The sequence below is a fragment of the Flavonifractor sp. An9 genome, assembly GCF_002161245.1.
In the GTDB taxonomy this organism is placed as follows: Bacteria; Bacillota; Clostridia; order Oscillospirales; family Oscillospiraceae; genus Flavonifractor; species Flavonifractor avicola.
In genome coordinates this window covers 13,116-28,516 of the sequence record NZ_NFHC01000012.1, presented here as the reverse complement: position 1 = coordinate 28,516, position 15,401 = coordinate 13,116, and the positions used below count along the sequence as shown (strand labels likewise).

The 15,401-nt window shown below is 57.2% G+C and carries 19 protein-coding genes and 1 tRNA gene; 9 read left to right on the top strand and 11 right to left on the bottom strand.

The genetic code is table 11. The features are described from left to right. The first annotated feature begins 4 nt into the window (after positions 1-4). On the top strand, positions 5-442 hold the full coding sequence (locus B5G40_RS09195; RefSeq protein WP_087329636.1) for a hypothetical protein: 438 nt from the start codon (positions 5-7) through the stop codon (positions 440-442). Positions 443-534: 92 nt separating this feature from the next. Here B5G40_RS09195 and B5G40_RS09190 read toward each other — a convergent pair whose 3' ends face one another. From B5G40_RS09190 to B5G40_RS09155, 8 genes are all read right to left on the bottom strand, one after another. Next, on the bottom strand, positions 535-1,056 hold the full coding sequence (locus B5G40_RS09190) for a hypothetical protein (protein ID WP_087329638.1): 522 nt from the start codon (positions 1,054-1,056) through the stop codon (positions 535-537). A 177-nt stretch (positions 1,057-1,233) separates the two neighbouring features. After that, a tRNA-Pro gene (locus tag B5G40_RS09185) sits at positions 1,234-1,310 on the bottom strand. 98 nt (positions 1,311-1,408) lie between these two features. After that, positions 1,409-2,410 (bottom strand): NAD(P)H-dependent glycerol-3-phosphate dehydrogenase, encoded by a 1,002-nt coding sequence (locus B5G40_RS09180; RefSeq protein ID WP_087329640.1) that lies wholly within the window; start codon positions 2,408-2,410, stop codon positions 1,409-1,411. Beyond that, entirely contained in the window at positions 2,407-3,087 is a 681-nt protein-coding gene (locus B5G40_RS09175; protein ID WP_242955467.1) for a glycerol-3-phosphate acyltransferase, read from the bottom strand. Before B5G40_RS09175 ends, B5G40_RS09180 begins: the two co-directional genes overlap by 4 nt. A 4-nt stretch (positions 3,088-3,091) precedes the next feature. Beyond that, a complete protein-coding gene (der, locus tag B5G40_RS09170) occupies positions 3,092-4,417 on the bottom strand; it encodes a ribosome biogenesis GTPase Der (protein WP_087189150.1) in 1,326 nt (441 codons plus the stop codon). Positions 4,418-4,434: 17 nt separating this feature from the next. Further along, on the bottom strand, positions 4,435-5,802 hold the full coding sequence (locus B5G40_RS09165) for a DUF512 domain-containing protein (protein WP_087267029.1): 1,368 nt from the start codon (positions 5,800-5,802) through the stop codon (positions 4,435-4,437). A 112-nt stretch (positions 5,803-5,914) separates the two neighbouring features. Further along, positions 5,915-6,109: a 50S ribosomal protein L32 gene (rpmF, locus tag B5G40_RS09160; RefSeq protein ID WP_087189152.1), complete on the bottom strand. Its 195-nt coding sequence runs from the start codon at positions 6,107-6,109 to the stop codon at positions 5,915-5,917. Positions 6,110-6,150: 41 nt separating this feature from the next. Further along, entirely contained in the window at positions 6,151-6,651 is a 501-nt protein-coding gene (locus B5G40_RS09155) for a YceD family protein (RefSeq protein ID WP_087399419.1), read from the bottom strand. Between the two features lie 185 nt (positions 6,652-6,836). Between B5G40_RS09155 and B5G40_RS09150 the strand changes: the two genes are divergently transcribed. After that, positions 6,837-7,796, top strand: coding sequence for an RluA family pseudouridine synthase (locus B5G40_RS09150; protein ID WP_087399418.1), 960 nt, complete (start codon positions 6,837-6,839; stop codon positions 7,794-7,796). A gap of 60 nt (positions 7,797-7,856) precedes the next feature. Here B5G40_RS09150 and B5G40_RS09145 read toward each other — a convergent pair whose 3' ends face one another. Continuing rightward, positions 7,857-8,270 carry a hypothetical protein gene (locus tag B5G40_RS09145; protein WP_143383397.1) on the bottom strand — a complete coding sequence of 138 codons (414 nt, stop codon included), beginning with the start codon at positions 8,268-8,270 and terminating at the stop codon, positions 7,857-7,859. Between the two features lie 385 nt (positions 8,271-8,655). Between B5G40_RS09145 and B5G40_RS09140 the strand changes: the two genes are divergently transcribed. The 7 genes from B5G40_RS09140 (at position 8,656) to B5G40_RS09110 (ending at position 14,278) form a co-directional block, all read left to right on the top strand. Beyond that, a complete protein-coding gene (locus B5G40_RS09140; RefSeq protein WP_087189156.1) occupies positions 8,656-9,825 on the top strand; it encodes an ABC transporter ATP-binding protein in 1,170 nt (389 codons plus the stop codon). Beyond that, complete coding sequence (locus tag B5G40_RS09135; RefSeq protein WP_087388425.1) at positions 9,815-10,663, top strand: ABC transporter permease; 849 nt, start codon at positions 9,815-9,817, stop codon at positions 10,661-10,663. Before B5G40_RS09140 ends, B5G40_RS09135 begins: the two co-directional genes overlap by 11 nt. After that, the gene (locus B5G40_RS09130; protein WP_087399416.1) at positions 10,660-11,520 is read left to right on the top strand and encodes an ABC transporter permease; all 861 of its coding nucleotides are present in this window, start codon (positions 10,660-10,662) and stop codon (positions 11,518-11,520) included. Before B5G40_RS09135 ends, B5G40_RS09130 begins: the two co-directional genes overlap by 4 nt. Positions 11,521-11,590: 70 nt before the next feature. Further along, on the top strand, positions 11,591-12,673 hold the full coding sequence (locus B5G40_RS09125; protein WP_087399415.1) for an ABC transporter substrate-binding protein: 1,083 nt from the start codon (positions 11,591-11,593) through the stop codon (positions 12,671-12,673). Between the two features lie 114 nt (positions 12,674-12,787). Then, positions 12,788-13,183, top strand: a complete 396-nt coding sequence (locus B5G40_RS09120) for a thioesterase family protein (protein ID WP_087399414.1) — start codon at positions 12,788-12,790, stop codon at positions 13,181-13,183. Position 13,184: 1 nt separating this feature from the next. Next, on the top strand, positions 13,185-13,670 hold the full coding sequence (locus B5G40_RS09115) for a YbaK/EbsC family protein (protein WP_087399413.1): 486 nt from the start codon (positions 13,185-13,187) through the stop codon (positions 13,668-13,670). Between the two features lie 23 nt (positions 13,671-13,693). Beyond that, complete coding sequence (locus B5G40_RS09110; RefSeq protein ID WP_087267054.1) at positions 13,694-14,278, top strand: HdeD family acid-resistance protein; 585 nt, start codon at positions 13,694-13,696, stop codon at positions 14,276-14,278. Positions 14,279-14,311: 33 nt separating this feature from the next. Here the strand turns inward: B5G40_RS09110 and B5G40_RS09105 are convergent, their stop codons facing one another. Together B5G40_RS09105 and B5G40_RS09100 are read right to left on the bottom strand one after the other, a co-directional pair. Continuing rightward, entirely contained in the window at positions 14,312-14,992 is a 681-nt protein-coding gene (locus tag B5G40_RS09105) for an LrgB family protein (protein ID WP_087399412.1), read from the bottom strand. Beyond that, positions 14,985-15,350 carry a CidA/LrgA family protein gene (locus B5G40_RS09100; RefSeq protein ID WP_087267058.1) on the bottom strand — a complete coding sequence of 122 codons (366 nt, stop codon included), beginning with the start codon at positions 15,348-15,350 and terminating at the stop codon, positions 14,985-14,987. Before B5G40_RS09100 ends, B5G40_RS09105 begins: the two co-directional genes overlap by 8 nt. Positions 15,351-15,401 lie beyond the last annotated feature (51 nt).

Below are 15,401 nucleotides of genomic sequence, written 5' to 3'. Positions count from 1 at the left end.
TGTGATGAAAAATACCTATCGTCTGAATACCTTCCTGGCTGTGGTTGCGGGCCTGGTATTTCTGGGCTATCTGGCAGAGCACGCCTTTGCTCCCGCCGCCATCCTGCCGCCGCTGGACCTGATGCTGGTCAGCGGGATCTCCCTGGTGGCCCTGATTCTCGAGCATTATTCCGGGAAGCCGGTGGAGGGGCGCTGCTGGCCTGTGACAGCGCTGCTCAGCGCGCTGACCTTCGTTCTGCTGCCTCTGGCGGCAGGTCTCATGTCCGGTCAGGAGCTGCTCCGGTTTGCCCTGGTGAGCTGGGCTGCGTTTATGGTGCTGACCTTCCTGTTTACCGCCATCTGTCAGCGTCTGGCCTCCAGTCCGGCAAGCAAGATCGCACCCCTGCTCTCTGCCGGGGTCCTGTTCCTGGCGGTTCAGGGCTGCAGCAGCCTTTTCCTGTGATCGATCTCTTTCGTATCCCAGGAACGGAATAAGATAAAACAGGAACAACAAGAGGCGGGAACATCTGAAGCGATGTTCCCGCCTTAATCATATCATTTATCAGTTTTTGTCCCATGTTCTTGCACATAGTTCACAAGCTGATCCAACATAGAACGATCCGTTGCATGATAAACTAAAAATCCATTATTCTCTCCCAAACTAACAACTACTTTTCCATCGTCGTAAACCGTCAAAAAACACGTTTCCTTTTCTGTGCTCCCCCATACAAGGAAAATGTTTGCATTCATAGAACTGCCATTTGAACTGACAGATGTGATTGCCCAGGGGAATAAATTTTGAAAGTTCTGCTGGTATCCAGATTGATTTAATATATCGATGATTGCGATAAAATCCTTGCTGCCGCCTGTTAGCGCTTGCAATTCATAGTTATCAATAAATGGCGTTCCATCCTTGCTAACTCCACTGATATTTGCAGTACAGGCAAGACTAATAATTGCACTTTCATCAACAGAAATGATATCCGCTAAAGAATGCGGCCGCAAACGCCACACACCAGCACAAAGGACAATTAAGGCCAGCAAAGCAATCAGGATCTTTTTCATGTGCTTTCTCATGTTAGTTCCCCCTCTAAGTTATAAACATATCCGTTTCATTAAGAATAACACATATGTGATAAAATAGAAAGCGATAGGGAATATTCCCTATCGCTTCTCCAAAACATATTTTCAACAAAAATGATAAATCCGAATTACATTACCCACTTGGATAATGTAATTCGGATTACCATTAGATGGTCCGAGTGACTGGATTCGAACCAGCGGCCTCTTGAACCCCATTCAAGCGCGATACCAAACTTCGCCACACCCGGAGATCGCCGCCGTGTTTCAGACGGCTTGATTATATTACCACACCTCTTAGAGGAATGCAAGTACTTTTTTCGATTTTTTGAAATTTTTTTAGGAGGCCTTAAACCCAGCTATCCTCCAGCTCGTGCTTCCGCTCCCGGGTCATCAGATCCACGATCACCTGGCGGGGGTCCTTACCTTCGTAGAGCACCTGATAGGCCGCCTCAGTGATGGGCATCTCCACACCCACCTTCCGGGCCAGGGTACGGGCATTGGCGGCGGCATAGTAGCCCTCCACCACAGCACCGATCTCCTTGACCGCCTGCTGCGTGGGAGTGCCCTTACCAATCAGAATACCGCAGCGGCGGTTACGGGAGTGCATGGAGGTACAGGTAACAATCAGGTCACCCACACCGGACAGGCCGGCAAAGGTCTCCCGGCGGCCGCCCATGGCCACGCCCAGCCGGGCGATCTCGGTAAGGCCCCGGGTCATCAGGGCCGCCTTGGTGTTGTCACCGTAGCCCATACCGTCGCTGATACCGGCACACAGAGCGATGACATTCTTCAGCGCTGCGCCCAGCTCCACGCCTACCACGTCGTCGGAGGCATACACACGGAAGCGCTCATTCATAAAGAGGTCCTGGACCTGCTCCGCGGCGGAGCGATCCTTGGAGGCGGACACCACCACGGTGGGGATATGCCGTCCCACCTCCTCCGCATGGGAGGGACCGGAGAGGGCTACGATGGGATGGGCATCGCCCACCTCCTGCTCAATGGCGTCGGTGAGGGTGAGAGAGGTATCCTTCTCAATGCCCTTGGACACCGATACCAACACCGCACCGGGCTCCAGCAGAGACGCCGCGGCCTTAGCCGTAGTACGTACGGCAAAGGACGGGGTGGCCAGCACCACCGCGCCGCAGCCCTTCACACAGACCAGATCAGAGGTCAGCTTCAGCTCCTTGGGCAGAGCTACACCCTTCAGCATGGGGTTCTCTCCCGTCTGACGCAGTACGGCGGACTCCTCCTCCGTATAGGACCACAAGGTCACATCATGACCATTTTCCAGCAACACCAGCGCCAGGGCCGTGCCCCAGCCGCCGCTTCCCAGTACCGCGATCTTCACTTCGAAGTACCCCCGTTCAATTTATGATGCAGGCTGAATTTGGACTCGGTGCCCTTCAGAATACGCACCAGATTACCCCGGTGCTTCCACACCACAAGTCCACCGATCAAAATGGCGATCACCAGAATCACCAGATTTTGATAGACAAACCAACTGGCAAAGGGGAAAGAGGCCCCCGCCCAGATGGAACCCAGGGAGACCCACTTGGTAATGGCGGCCAGGATAATAAACCCGCCCCACACCACCAGCGCGATACGCCAGTCCATCATAATGGCGATGGTACCGCCGGACAGAATACCCTTGCCGCCCTTGAAACCAAACATACAGGGGAACATATGGCCCAGCAGGCAGAAGGTACCGGCCCAGTATTTACCCAGCACCGGCCAGATGGCCTGCCAGTCCTGGGGCGGAGTAACCATACTGAAAAGCCACTGACCCAGCAGGATGGCGATTACCGCCTTCAGCACGTCGGTCAGGATGACCACCAGAGTCAGGGGACCGCCAAAGGTACGGTAGAAGTTGGTCAGGCCCGCATTGCCGCTGCCATGCTTGCGCACGTCGTTGCGCAGGATATACTTGGAGACAATGACCGCCCCATTGAAACAGCCGAAGAAGTAGGCAATGACCGCCACTGCAGCCACCACCAAAAGGATCATTTCCATCGAAGCTGCCGGCATGGACTTACCCCTCCTTGTCGCTCTTCTGCCGGATGGTGAGCCGCACCGGCGTGCCCTCCAGTCCGAAGGTAGAGCGGATCTGATTTTCCAGATAGCGCTGGTAAGAGAAGTGGAAGAGCTTGGCATCGTTGCAGAAGCAGACGAAGTGGGGAGGCTTGATGCCGATTTGGGTCATATAGTAGATCTTCAGTCGGCGGCCCTTGTCCGTGGGGGGCTGCACCCGAGCGGTGGCGTCAGCCAGCACCGAGTTGAGCATACCGGTGGTGATCCGCAGGGAGGCCTGGTCATTGACATAGTTGATGAGGTCAAAGAGCCGGTCCACCCGCTGGCCGGTCAGGGCGGAGATAAAGACGATGGGAGCATAGGTCATATAGGACAGGTCCCGGCGCACATCCTGGCGCATCCGGTCCATGGTCTTGTCGTCCTTCTCGATGGAGTCCCACTTGTTGACCACGATGATACAGGCCTTGCCCGCCTCATGGGCCAGACCGGCCACCTTGGTATCCTGTTCAGTCACACCCTCGTTGGCGTCGATCAGGATGAGGCACACATCGGCCCGCTCGATGGCCATGGTGGCCCGGAGCACGGAGAACTTTTCAATGGGATCGTCCACCTTGGACTTCTTCCGCATTCCGGCGGTGTCGATGAGCAGGTACTTGCCCTTCTGGTTCTCAAAGTAGCTGTCCACCGCGTCCCGGGTGGTGCCTGCCATGTCGCTGACGATGACCCGCTTCTCCCCCAAAATCCGGTTGACCAGGGAAGACTTGCCCACGTTTGGCTTGCCGATAATGGCTACCTTGATGACGTCGTCGTCCTCTTCCTCCTCGTCCTCCGGGGGGAAGTACTTGAAGCACTCGTCCAGCAGATCACCGGTACCGTGGCCGTGGACGGCGGACACGGCGATGGGATCGCCCAGACCCAGGTTATAGAATTCGTAGATGTCCGGGTTGGTGTGGCCCACCTGGTCCATCTTGTTCACCGCCAGCACCACCGGCTTGCCGGAGCGCAGCAGCATATTGGCCACTTCCTGGTCAGAGGCGGTGAGGCCGGTCTTGACGTCACACAGGAAGATAATAACGGTGGCGTTCTGGATGGCGATCTCCGCCTGCTGGCGCATAAAGGCCAGGATCTCGCTGTCGGTGCCCGGCTCGATACCGCCGGTATCTACCAGGTCAAACTTCCGGTTGAGCCACTCGGCCTCGGCATACAGCCGGTCCCGGGTGACGCCGGGGGTGTCCTCCACAATGGACAGCCGCTGGCCCACCAGCTTATTAAAGAGCATGGACTTGCCCACGTTGGGCCGTCCCACGATGGCAATTAAGGGTTTCATGGTAGTTTTCCCTCCCTTTACGGGTTATATCGATAATACTCCGCCTCCGGTGGGAGAACGGGGCATTGGGCTGTTACTTCCCGGCCCAGGATGGCATCCGCCAGGTCAAAGCCGCTGTCGGCAGGCACCGGGACCACAGTCACGCCCAGAGCCTGCTCCACCTGCTCCACGGTCACGTCGTCCAGAAATACCTGCTCTCCTGCCCGGAGCATATTATCCGGGATGAGCAGCCGCTTGCCCAAATCCTTGCCGTTGAGCTGCTCGATCAGGTCGGTTCCGGTGATCAGGCCGGAGACCGTGATGGTCTCCCCAAAGAAACGATTGATAATAGGATAGACCGTTCCTTTTATATTACCACACTGATTCCGGGCGTTGTCAACAATTTCCTGCACAAAGGGGGCGGCGGACAGGCCGGTGGCAATGGAAAAGGGCTCCGTCTCTTCCGGCTCTTCCTCCTCCAGGGCCATGGAGGCCTGATGGAGGAGCAGCCGCAGCATTCCCACACCGTTTTCCAGCTGGTCCATATCCTCATAATAAGCCTTCCCCGGCAGCGCCCGTCCGGCAATGAGGTAAAACTCATCGGAGCACCACACCAGATTGGTACCCTTTTTCTCCATAAAGCGGGCAGCAAAATCCTCCACCTGGTCGATCAGCGCAGCAGCCTGTTCCTTGGTATAGGGCTCGATGCTGCACAGTCCCTCCCGGAACTTGGTCACACCTACCGGCACCACCGCCACGCTGGTCACCGCAGGATAGAGCCGGCCCAGGTCCTCCATGGTACGGGCCAGAGCGGAGCCGTCATTGATGCCAGGGCAGGCCACCACCTGGCAGTTCATCTCGATCCCTGCCTGGGCAAACCGGGACATGATGTCCAGGCACTCCCCCGCCCGGGGGTTTTTCAGCATGGCGGTGCGCAGTTCGGGATCGGTGGCGTGGACCGAGATATTGATGGGGCTGATCCGCAGATCGATGATCCGCTGAATTTCCCGCTTGGACAGGTTGGTGAGGGTCATATAGTTGCCCATCAAAAAGGACAGTCTGGCATCGTCATCCTTAAAATAAAGGGTATCCCGCATTCCGGGGGGCATCTGATCCACAAAGCAGAAGATGCACTTGTTGGCGCAAGAACGGGCCCGGTCCATGAGGTAGGTCTCAAAATTCAGCCCCAAATCCTCTCCCTCCGCCTTGCGGATGCGGAGGGTACGGCTGCCTCCCTCCGGCTCTGTCAGGGTCAGCTCCAGCTTGGGGTCGTAGGCGTAGAACTTATAGTCCAGCACATCTACAATGGGATGGCCGTTGATGTGGGTCAGGGTTTCCCCCGGGCGCACCCCCGCCTTTCGGGCCGGACTGTGGGGGTCCACCGATGCAATTTTTGTCAGGCTCATGGGCACGCTCCTTCCCGGGATCCTATGGTATATAGGGCATTTCACTTCATTTTACCCGATTTCCGGGCAAAAAGAAAGAGGGGCTTGTCTCCCCTCGTTCTTTTTCGGCTATTTACTTCGCCTCAGCGGTTTCCACCTTGCCCAGCTCATGGCCATTGTAGCTCATGCAGCTCTTGCACATCCGGTGGGGCAGACGGAACGCACCGCACTTGGGGCAGGTGGTGACGCCGGGAGTCTCCAGCTTCCACACGGAGCTGCGGCGCTTATTCCGGCGCTGCTTGGACACTTTACTCTTAGGGACTGCCATCTATGACACCTCCTTAGGTTCATGCCCTGGCCGGGCAAATCTTACTCATCTTTATCCAACAGCTGCGCAAGTGCAGCCAAACGTGGATCGATCTCTTTTCTGCATCCGCAGGGGCCCTCGTTCAGGTTGGCGCCGCAAGTGGCACACAGGCCTTTGCAGTCCTCCGAGCAGACGTGCTTGGAATCCATAGACAGCACCAAAGCCGTGGTGAACACCTCGTCCAGATCCACGGCGCCGTCTTCCAGAAGCACGATCTCGTCGTTCTCCTCATCCTCCAGGGTCTCTGCCAGCAGAGTGCTGACGGGCAGACGCAACTCCTGACGGAAGGGCTTCAGGCAGCGGTCACACACCAGTTCCAGGGTGGTGTCCGCGCTTCCTTCCAGCATAAGCGCACCCGCCATATTGCGTACCGTCCCATGGATCACGATGGGATGGGCAAAGGGCCGCTCCCCATAGAAATCCAAGTCCGACAGGTCCAACTGGGACTCAAAGGGCAGAGACGCGCCCGGTACGTGAAGTATCTCCTTCAGATGAAAGCGCATAATACCCTCCTCATAACGGTACGCGGAATATTATAGCGAAAATACTTCCGGTTGTCAAATCTTTTTTTCAACTTTTTTCTACCACTTTTTTCAGGCCAAATCCCCGCCCCACTTGCGCTGGGGCAGCCTGTTCAGTATAATAGGGACTGCTTAAAAGATACGTCTCTGACGTACTGGAGGTCACTATGAGGGAATTTACCATTGGAAAAAATGACGCCGGGCAGCGGCTGGACCGGTGGCTGGGCAAGACCTTGCCTCTCCTCCCCGCTCCCCTGGCTCAGAAATACATCCGCCTCAAGCGAGTGAAGGTCAACGGCAAGGGCTCCGCCCGGGATGTGCGGCTCCAGGTGGGGGACCTGCTGCAATTATACATCAACGATGAGTTCTTTGACCAGCCCCGGGAAGATAATGCTTTCCTGGCGGTGTTCAAGCCCAAGCTGGACATCGTATATGAGGATGAGAACCTGATGCTCCTCAACAAGCGGCCCGGCCTGCTGTGCCACGCCGACGAGCGCGAGAAGGTCAACACCCTCATTACCCACATCCAGGCCTACCTTTATCAAAAGAAGGAGTGGAATCCCCGGGACGAGCACTCCTTCACCCCCGCCCTGTGCAACCGCATCGACCGGAACACCGGCGGCATCGTTATGGCGGCCAAGAACGCCGAGACCCTGCGGATCCTCAACCAGAAGATCAAGGATCGGGAGATCGCCAAGTTCTACCTGGCCATCATCCACGGGCGCATGGCCCCGCCTCAGGGCAAGCTGGAGGGCTTTTTGCTGAAGGATGAGAGCCGCGCCCAGGTGAAGGTGTTCCACAAGCCGGTGCCCGGCGGCAAGAGCGCCGCTACCTTATATAAGACTTTAAAGGTCAACCGGGGACTGTCCCTGGTGGAGTGCGAGCTTTTAACCGGACGCACCCACCAGATTCGCGCCCAGTTCGCCGCCGCCGGTCACCCTCTGCTGGGGGACGGCAAGTACGGCCGGGAGCGGGACAACAAGCAGTACGGCCGCTCCTTCCAGGCCCTGTACTCCTACAAGCTGGAGTTTACCTTCCCCACCGACGCGGGACTTCTGGAGTATTTAAGAGGTAAGGTGTTCACGGTGGAAAACGTGGACTTTGTGGCGGAATATTTTGGGGAATAAGAATAGAAAATCGTCTGCGGCGCCCGGTCAGGGCGCCGCAGACTGTTTGTTTCCATCTCTCTACTCGTACAACCAGCCTTCCAGGGCCGTCAAAAACGCCTCGCCGCCCTCCACATGGAACGCCTTTCCGTCGGCCCGGATAAGGGCCTGCTGCGGATCGTCCAATGGGATCTGAAGCTCCAGAAGGTACGACGTCCCATAGATCTCTATCCAGAAGCAGCTATAATATTCCGCCGCGTCCCACAGATCGTCTGACAGCCTGGGCCTGGAAAAATCCAACCGTTCCACCTCGGCCAGTACCGCCGCGCGGTCCTGCGGATCGTCAATGGTCCTCCGCTCCCGTTTTCCGTCCTCATCGCTCACATAAAACTGCATTCCGCAGCCGTCGGCCGTCGGCAGCTGCTCCAGCAAGACCCGGAATGCCTGGGCGTGGCTCCCCCACCATACGCCGGTCAGGATGAGTATTCCGCACATCACACTGGCAAAACAGGCAATAATCCGTTTTTTATCATGATAGCATTCTTTCACAGTTACCATCCCCCGGATCTTTGCCGCTCCAGCCACATAAAAAAGTTTTTTTCAGCTTCTATTATACCTGTTTGTCCCAGGCCGTTCAATCTGTTTTAACAGCAAAAGAGCTGCCTATGTCCCTTTTATTCACCTCATATGATAATCCTCTGATAACTTTGTTGCCACCATACTCGGCATCAAAGTTAGCGGCCGTAAAATCCCTGAAAAAAAAGCGGTTTTATTATTGACATTTTTCGCAATTCCATATATATTTGTTTCGTCATAAGGGCGTACCCAACCGCCGGTTTGGGTACGCCCTTTACTACCGTTTAGAAATGGGGGAGGATAAATGTCCAAGGAACTGATCCGCCTGTCGGATTGCTTCATGAAATTTGACGACGACGTCATTTTGGACCACATCAACCTTTATATCAATGACAAGGAGTTCCTCACGCTGCTCGGTCCCTCCGGGTGCGGCAAAACCACGACGCTTCGTATCATTGGCGGCTTTCAGAAGCCTACCTCCGGCGACGTGTATTTTGACGGCGTGAGGATTAATGACGTTCCCCCTCACAAGCGGAAGGTCAACACCGTCTTTCAGAAATACGCCCTGTTCACCCACATGAACATCTTTGAAAACGTGGCCTTCGGCCTGCGGGTCAACAAAGTGCCCGATCCCAAGGACCCCAAAAAGATGATCAAGGTCCCTGAGTCCGAGATCAAGGAGCGGGTGGAGGAGGCTCTGGCCCTGGTCAACCTGGCCGGCTACGGCAAGCGGTCGGTGAACTCTCTCTCCGGCGGCCAGCAGCAGCGCGTCGCCATTGCCCGGGCCATCGTCAACCGCCCCCAGGTTCTGCTGCTGGACGAACCTCTGGGCGCCCTGGACCTGAAGCTGCGTAAGGATATGCAGATCGAGCTCAAGCGCATCCAGCAGCAGGTGGGCATTACCTTTATCTATGTCACCCACGATCAGGAAGAGGCCCTCACCATGTCGGACACCATCGTGGTGATGAACGAGGGCAAGATTCAACAGATCGGCACCCCCGAGGACATCTATAACGAGCCCAAGAACGCCTTTGTGGCCGACTTCATCGGTGAGTCCAACATCATCGACGGCATCATGCACGAGGACTATGTGGTTGGAATGTACGGCCGGAAGTTCAAATGCCTGGACAAGGGCTTCGCCCCCGGCGAGGCGGTGGACGTGGTCATCCGCCCCGAGGACATCGACATCGTGCCCGAGGCCGAGGGCCAGCTCACCGGCACCGTCACCGAGGTCACCTTCAAAGGCATCCACTACGACATCATCGTGGATTTCCGGGGCTTCAAGTGGCTCATCCAGACCACCGACTACTCCCCTGTGGGGGCAAAGATTGGGGTGAAGATCGACCCCGACGGCTTCCATATCATGAAGAAGAGCCAATACTCCGGCACCTTCGGCGACTACAGCTCCTACTCCTCCGAGTATGACGAGCTCAACGAGGACCGGCTGGAGGAGGACAGCGACGATGAAGAATAAGTGGCTGGCCGCGCCCTATGTGGTTTGGATGGCCATCTTCGTGGTGGCCCCCCTCATTCTGGTGGTGGTGTTTGCCTTTACCGGTCAGGACGGCAGCATTACCCTGGACAACTTCAGCAACATGGGGACCTACGTCCCCGCCTTCCGCAACTCCTTTGTCCTGGCCTTTGTGGCTACCGCCATCTGCATCCTCATCGGCTACCCCCTGGCCTACTTCCTGTCCCGGGAAAAGCTGATGGTACGCAAGGTAGCCATGATGCTTATCATGCTGCCTATGTGGATGAACTTCCTGCTGCGGACCTACGCCTGGATGTCCATCCTGGACGACAACGGCCTCATCAATCAGTTCCTGTCGGCCATCGGCTTTTTCGATCTGTGGAACGCCATCTTCGGCACCAATCTGACCTGTTTCCACATGATCAATACCCAGGGCGCCATTGTGCTGGGCATGGTGTACAACTTCCTGCCCTTTATGGTGCTGCCCATCTTCTCGGTCATCGACAAGATTGACCCCAAGGTCATCGAGGCCGCCCAGGACCTGGGCGCCAGCAGCTCCATGGTGTTCCGGAAGGTCATCTTCCCCCTGTCCCTCCCCGGCGTGCTCTCCGGTGTGACCATGGTGTTCATTCCCTCGGTGTCCACCTTTGCCCTGTCCCGCCTGCTGGGCGGCGGCAAGACCCTGCTGCTGGGCGACCTGATCGAAATGCAGTTTTTGGGCAACGCCTACAACCCCCATCTGGGCTCCGCCATCGCCCTGGTGATGATGGTGATCGTGCTGATCCTGATGGCCATTATGAACCGCTTCGGCGAAGGTGAAGAGGGGGTGGCTGTGCTGTGAGAAAGCATCGGATTCCCTCCCGGGTATTTACCCTGCTGGTGTATGTTTTCCTATACGCCCCCATCATCCTGCTCATCATCTTTTCCTTCAACGCCACCAAGAGCAACCGGGTTTGGGGCGGCTTCTCCCTGGACTGGTATGTAGAGCTGTTCCATAACACCCGCCTGCTGGGGGCCCTGCGGACCACCATTATCCTATCGGTGCTGGCTGCCTTCATTGCCACCATTCTGGGCACCGCAGCCGCCATCGGTTTCTACAGTATGCGCCGCCGCTCCCGCAGTGTGTGTATGTCCATCAACAACATTCCCCTGACCAACGCGGACATCATCACCGGCGTGTCCATGATGCTGCTCTTCGTGTTCGCCATCGGTGTGTTTAACGACAGCTTCCTCAGCCAGTGGCTGGGTGTCCGCTGGCGCACCGGCTTCGGCACCCTGCTTCTGGCCCACATCACCTTCAACGCACCCTATGTGATCTTGTCGGTGATGCCCCGACTGCGGCAGCTGGACCCCAACGTATATGAGGCGGCCCAGGACTTGGGCGCCTCCGGCTTCTACGCCTTCCGCAAAGTCATCCTGCCTGAGATCATGCCCGGCGTGCTCAACGGCCTGATCATCGCCTTCACCATGTCCATCGACGACTTTGTGATCAGCTACTTCACCAAGGGCTCCGGCGTCACCACTCTGGCGGTGGAGATCTACACCGCGGTGAAAAAGCCGGTGACTCCCGAGATCAACGCCCTGTCCACCCTCATGTTTATCTGTGTGTTTGCATTGCTGTTGACCGTCAACATCCGACAGGTGCGCCAGGAGAACGCTGCCGCCCGCCGGAAGGCCAAGCTCAACCCGGGCCGGTAAGCCCGCTGTCTGGTAACACGCCCTCCGGGCTGTTATAATCATCATTTCCGAAAGGGGATAAAGAAAGAAATTGAAAAAGTCTCTCGCACTTCTGACCGCCTCCGCACTCTCCCTCAGTCTGGTTCTGGCCGGCTGCGGTGGCACCAACTCCGGTGATGCCAACGAACCTGGCGCCGCCGACAAGGGCGTCGTCAACGTCTACAACTGGGGCGTCTATATTGACGAGTCCGTGCTGGAGGACTTCACCGCCGAGACCGGTATTGAGGTCGTGTACGACACCTTCGAGAGCAACGAGTCCATGTACGGTATGCTCAAAAACGACGGTGCCAGCTACGACGTGGTCATCCCTTCCGACTATATGATCTCCCGTATGATCGAAGAGGATATGCTGGAGCCTTTGAACTTCGACAACATTCCCAACTTTGCGGACATCGATCCCGCTCTGAAGAACCCGGACTACGACCCGGAGAACCTGTACAGCGTGCCCTACATGTGGGGCCTGCTGGGCATCATCTACAACACCACCATGGTGGAGGAGGCCCCCACCAGCTGGGGCACCATGTTCGATGAGAACTATGCCGGTCAGATCCTCATGTTCAACAACTCCCGGGACGCCATCGGCGTGGCCCTGAAGTACCTGGGCTACTCCTACAACACCACCGACGAGGCTCAGATTAAGGAGGCCGTGGACCTGCTCATTCAGCAGAAGCCCCTGGTCCAGTCCTACGTCATGGACGAGATCTTTGAGAAGATGCAGGGTGGCTCTGCCGCCATCGGCGCCTACTACTACGGCGACTTCCTGACCATGCAGGAGATCAACCCCGATCTGGCCTTCTGCCTGCCTGAGGAGGGCACCAACCTGTATGTGGACGCCATGTGCATCCCCAAGAACGCCGAGAACAAGGAGAACGCCGAGATCTTCATCAACTATATGTGCTCCACCGCCGCTGGTCTGAAGAACTGTGAGGAGATCTGGTACTCCTCCCCCCTGCTCTCCGTCCGTGAGGAGCTGGACCCCGAGGTGTCCGGTGATCCCTACGCTTACCCCGATGAGAGCATTCTCTCCAAGTGTGAGAGCTTCAAGAACCTGCCCGCCGAGACCCTGGCCCTCTACGACTCCGAGTGGACCCGTCTCATGCTGGCCTCCAACTAAATCTCATCTCCGGAAAGCCGCACAGCAATGTGCGGCTTTCTGCTTGCCTTATGCTGGGGATTGATGTAAAATAGTACACGCACGAATTGATTTTAGAAAAAAGGAGTCGCGCATATGTCCATTACTGTAGGTATGAAGGGCCGGGCCGAAACCGTGGTCACCCCTGAAAATACAGCTGCCGCCGTGGGCAGCGGTCTGGTCCCTGTGTTCGCCACCCCTTCCATGATCGCCCTGATGGAGAACGCCGCCGTCAATGCGGTGCAGGCCCAGCTGGAAGAGGGGCAGGGTACCGTAGGCACCCTGCTCAACGTCAGCCATGACGCCGCCACCCCTGTGGGTATGAAGGTGTGGGCCGAGGCAGAGGTCACCGCTGTGGAGGGCCGCAAGCTCACCTATACCGTGGCCGCCTTTGACGAGGCCGGTCCCATCGGCAAGGGAGAGCATCAGCGCTTCATGATTCAGGCTGACCGGTTCCTGGCCAAGGCTGAGGCCAAGAAAGAAGGCAAGTAAAATGTCCATTGAAGTGTGCCGCACTTATCTGCGCCAGCGGGGCTACGAGGACCGTATCCGGGAGTTTGACGTGTCCAGCGCCACTGTCGAGCTGGCCGCCCAGGCCGTAGGCTGCGAGCCCGCCCGCATTGCAAAAACCCTTTCCTTCGTTCATGAGGACGGCGCCGTGCTCATCGTCTGCGCCGGTGACGCCAAGATCGACAATGCCAAATTCAAGGCTCAGTTCCACCACAAGGCCACTATGCTGACTCCGGAGCAGGTGGAAACCTTTACCGGCCATCAGATCGGCGGCGTGTGTCCCTTTGGCATCACCCACCCCAACACCGTCACCTATCTGGACATCTCCCTTCAGCGGTTTGACACCATCTACCCCGCCGCCGGCAACGCAGCCTCCGCCGTCAGGCTCAACTGTGACGAGCTGGCCCAGCTGTCCAACAGCGTCGGCTGGATCGATGTATGCAAGGGCTGGCAGGCCCCAAGCCTGTAACACTGGAGAAAGGTGGTCTTATTATGAAAGAACGTCTGAAAAATATGACGGTCAGCTTTGTCTTTCTCTCCATCCTCTACCTGATTCTGGGCATCGTACTCATCCTGTGGCCCACCATTGTCATGGATATCATCTGCTATGCCTTCGGCGCCATTCTGCTGCTCTACGGTATCTTTGCCATTGTGGGCTTCTACCGCAGCGAGGACCGGAAGGGAAGCGCTTTCCTGGGACTGTTCCTGGGCATCGTGGCTGCCGCCATCGGCGCTGTCATGGTCATCTATCCCCCGCTGATTCAGGGCGTTATTCCTGTGATCCTGGGCCTGTATATCGCCATTGACGCTCTGCTCAGCGTCAAGCGCACCCTGGAGCTGCAGCGGATGGATTACTCCCATTGGAATATCAACCTGATCCTCTCTTTGGTTTCCGCCGGCCTGGGCATCTTTGTGGTGTTCCACCCCCTGCTGGCTGAGGCTGCCCTCTTCCGGGTCATCGGCATCGTACTGCTGTATGCCGGCGTGTCCGATCTGTGGACCATCTTCCAGCTGTCCCAGTGGACCAAGGAGTACCGCAAGACCCATCCCGTGGATGTGGACCCCATCGATCTGTAAAAAAAGATCGGGCGCAATGCGCCCGATCTTTTTTTATAGCAGAATCAGAGAAAAGAGCACGGTCACAAGGCCGCATACCCCGATGGCCAGACCGCTCATGGCACCTTCGGTCTCGCCCAGTTCCAGAGCCTTGGAAGTACCCACCGCATGGGAGCAGGCCCCGATGGCCAGGCCCGCGGCAATGGGGTCCTTCACCCGGAACAGGCGGATCAGCAGGGGGGCCAGGATGCTGCCCAGGATACCGGTGAGGATCACCGCCACCACGGTAATAGAGGGAATGCCGCCGTGAGCCTGGGCCACGCTGACCGCAATGGGGGTAGTCACCGACTTGGGCAGCAGAGAGGCCGTCATAGCATCATCCAGCCCAAAGAGGCGGCACAGCCCCAGGATGCTCCCCATGGACACCAGGGAGCCCACCACGCAGCCCACCAGAATGGGCAGCCAATTCTCCTTCAGCAGCTGAACTTTGCTGTAGATGGCCACCGCCAGACAGGCAGTGGCAGGAGAGAGGAAGAGATTGATAAGGCTGCCTCCCTGGTCGTAATTCTCGTAGGGAATCCCCAGAGCCAGCAGCAGTCCGATCACCAGAATCACGCCGATGAGCAGCGGATTGCACACCACCAGCCCCGTCTTTTTCTGGATCTTCACCCCGACCCAGAAGGCCAGCACACTCAGCGCCACCCCGAAGAAAGGGGAATTGGTCCACTCAACCATGGCTCTTCCCCCTTCCCATCAGCCGCAGAGTCAGCTTGATGCTCAGAGCGGTGGCTCCAAACACCAGCACCGTGGTCACCAGACAGATCACCAGCAGGGGTACCAACGCACTGCTCAATACGTCAAAGTAGTTCATGACGCTGACCCCGGCGGGCAGGAAAAAGAAGGCCATGTTAGCCAGCAGGAAGTCGGCCTTTTCCCGAACGTGCTCCAGCTTCAGTACGCCGGTGGCCAACAGCGCAAAAAGCAGCACCATGCCGATTACGCTGGCCGGGAAAGGAATGGGCAGCAGCTGTTCCAGGATCTGGCTTACCCAGCATACCCCAAAAATAACGCCGAATTGACACAGTATTTTCATCGCTACGCTCGCCTCGCTTCAGGGATTTCCACACCGGCACAGTCCTGCCGG

Coding starts and splice junctions, on each gene's coding strand:
- B5G40_RS09195 (WP_087329636.1), top strand. CDS start 5: ATGAAAAATACCTATCGTCTGAATACCTTCCTGGCTGTGGTTGCGGGC.
- B5G40_RS09190 (WP_087329638.1), bottom strand. CDS start 1,056: ATGAGAAAGCACATGAAAAAGATCCTGATTGCTTTGCTGGCCTTAATT.
- B5G40_RS09175 (WP_242955467.1), bottom strand. CDS start 3,087: ATGCCGGCAGCTTCGATGGAAATGATCCTTTTGGTGGTGGCTGCAGTG.
- der (WP_087189150.1), bottom strand. CDS start 4,417: ATGAAACCCTTAATTGCCATCGTGGGACGGCCCAACGTGGGCAAGTCC.
- B5G40_RS09165 (WP_087267029.1), bottom strand. CDS start 5,802: ATGAGCCTGACAAAAATTGCATCGGTGGACCCCCACAGTCCGGCCCGA.
- rpmF (WP_087189152.1), bottom strand. CDS start 6,109: ATGGCAGTCCCTAAGAGTAAAGTGTCCAAGCAGCGCCGGAATAAGCGC.
- B5G40_RS09155 (WP_087399419.1), bottom strand. CDS start 6,651: ATGCGCTTTCATCTGAAGGAGATACTTCACGTACCGGGCGCGTCTCTG.
- B5G40_RS09150 (WP_087399418.1), top strand. CDS start 6,837: ATGAGGGAATTTACCATTGGAAAAAATGACGCCGGGCAGCGGCTGGAC.
- B5G40_RS09145 (WP_143383397.1), bottom strand. CDS start 8,270: ATGTGCGGAATACTCATCCTGACCGGCGTATGGTGGGGGAGCCACGCC.
- B5G40_RS09140 (WP_087189156.1), top strand. CDS start 8,656: ATGTCCAAGGAACTGATCCGCCTGTCGGATTGCTTCATGAAATTTGAC.
- B5G40_RS09135 (WP_087388425.1), top strand. CDS start 9,815: ATGAAGAATAAGTGGCTGGCCGCGCCCTATGTGGTTTGGATGGCCATC.
- B5G40_RS09120 (WP_087399414.1), top strand. CDS start 12,788: ATGTCCATTACTGTAGGTATGAAGGGCCGGGCCGAAACCGTGGTCACC.
- B5G40_RS09115 (WP_087399413.1), top strand. CDS start 13,185: ATGTCCATTGAAGTGTGCCGCACTTATCTGCGCCAGCGGGGCTACGAG.
- B5G40_RS09110 (WP_087267054.1), top strand. CDS start 13,694: ATGAAAGAACGTCTGAAAAATATGACGGTCAGCTTTGTCTTTCTCTCC.
- B5G40_RS09105 (WP_087399412.1), bottom strand. CDS start 14,992: ATGGTTGAGTGGACCAATTCCCCTTTCTTCGGGGTGGCGCTGAGTGTG.
- B5G40_RS09100 (WP_087267058.1), bottom strand. CDS start 15,350: ATGAAAATACTGTGTCAATTCGGCGTTATTTTTGGGGTATGCTGGGTA.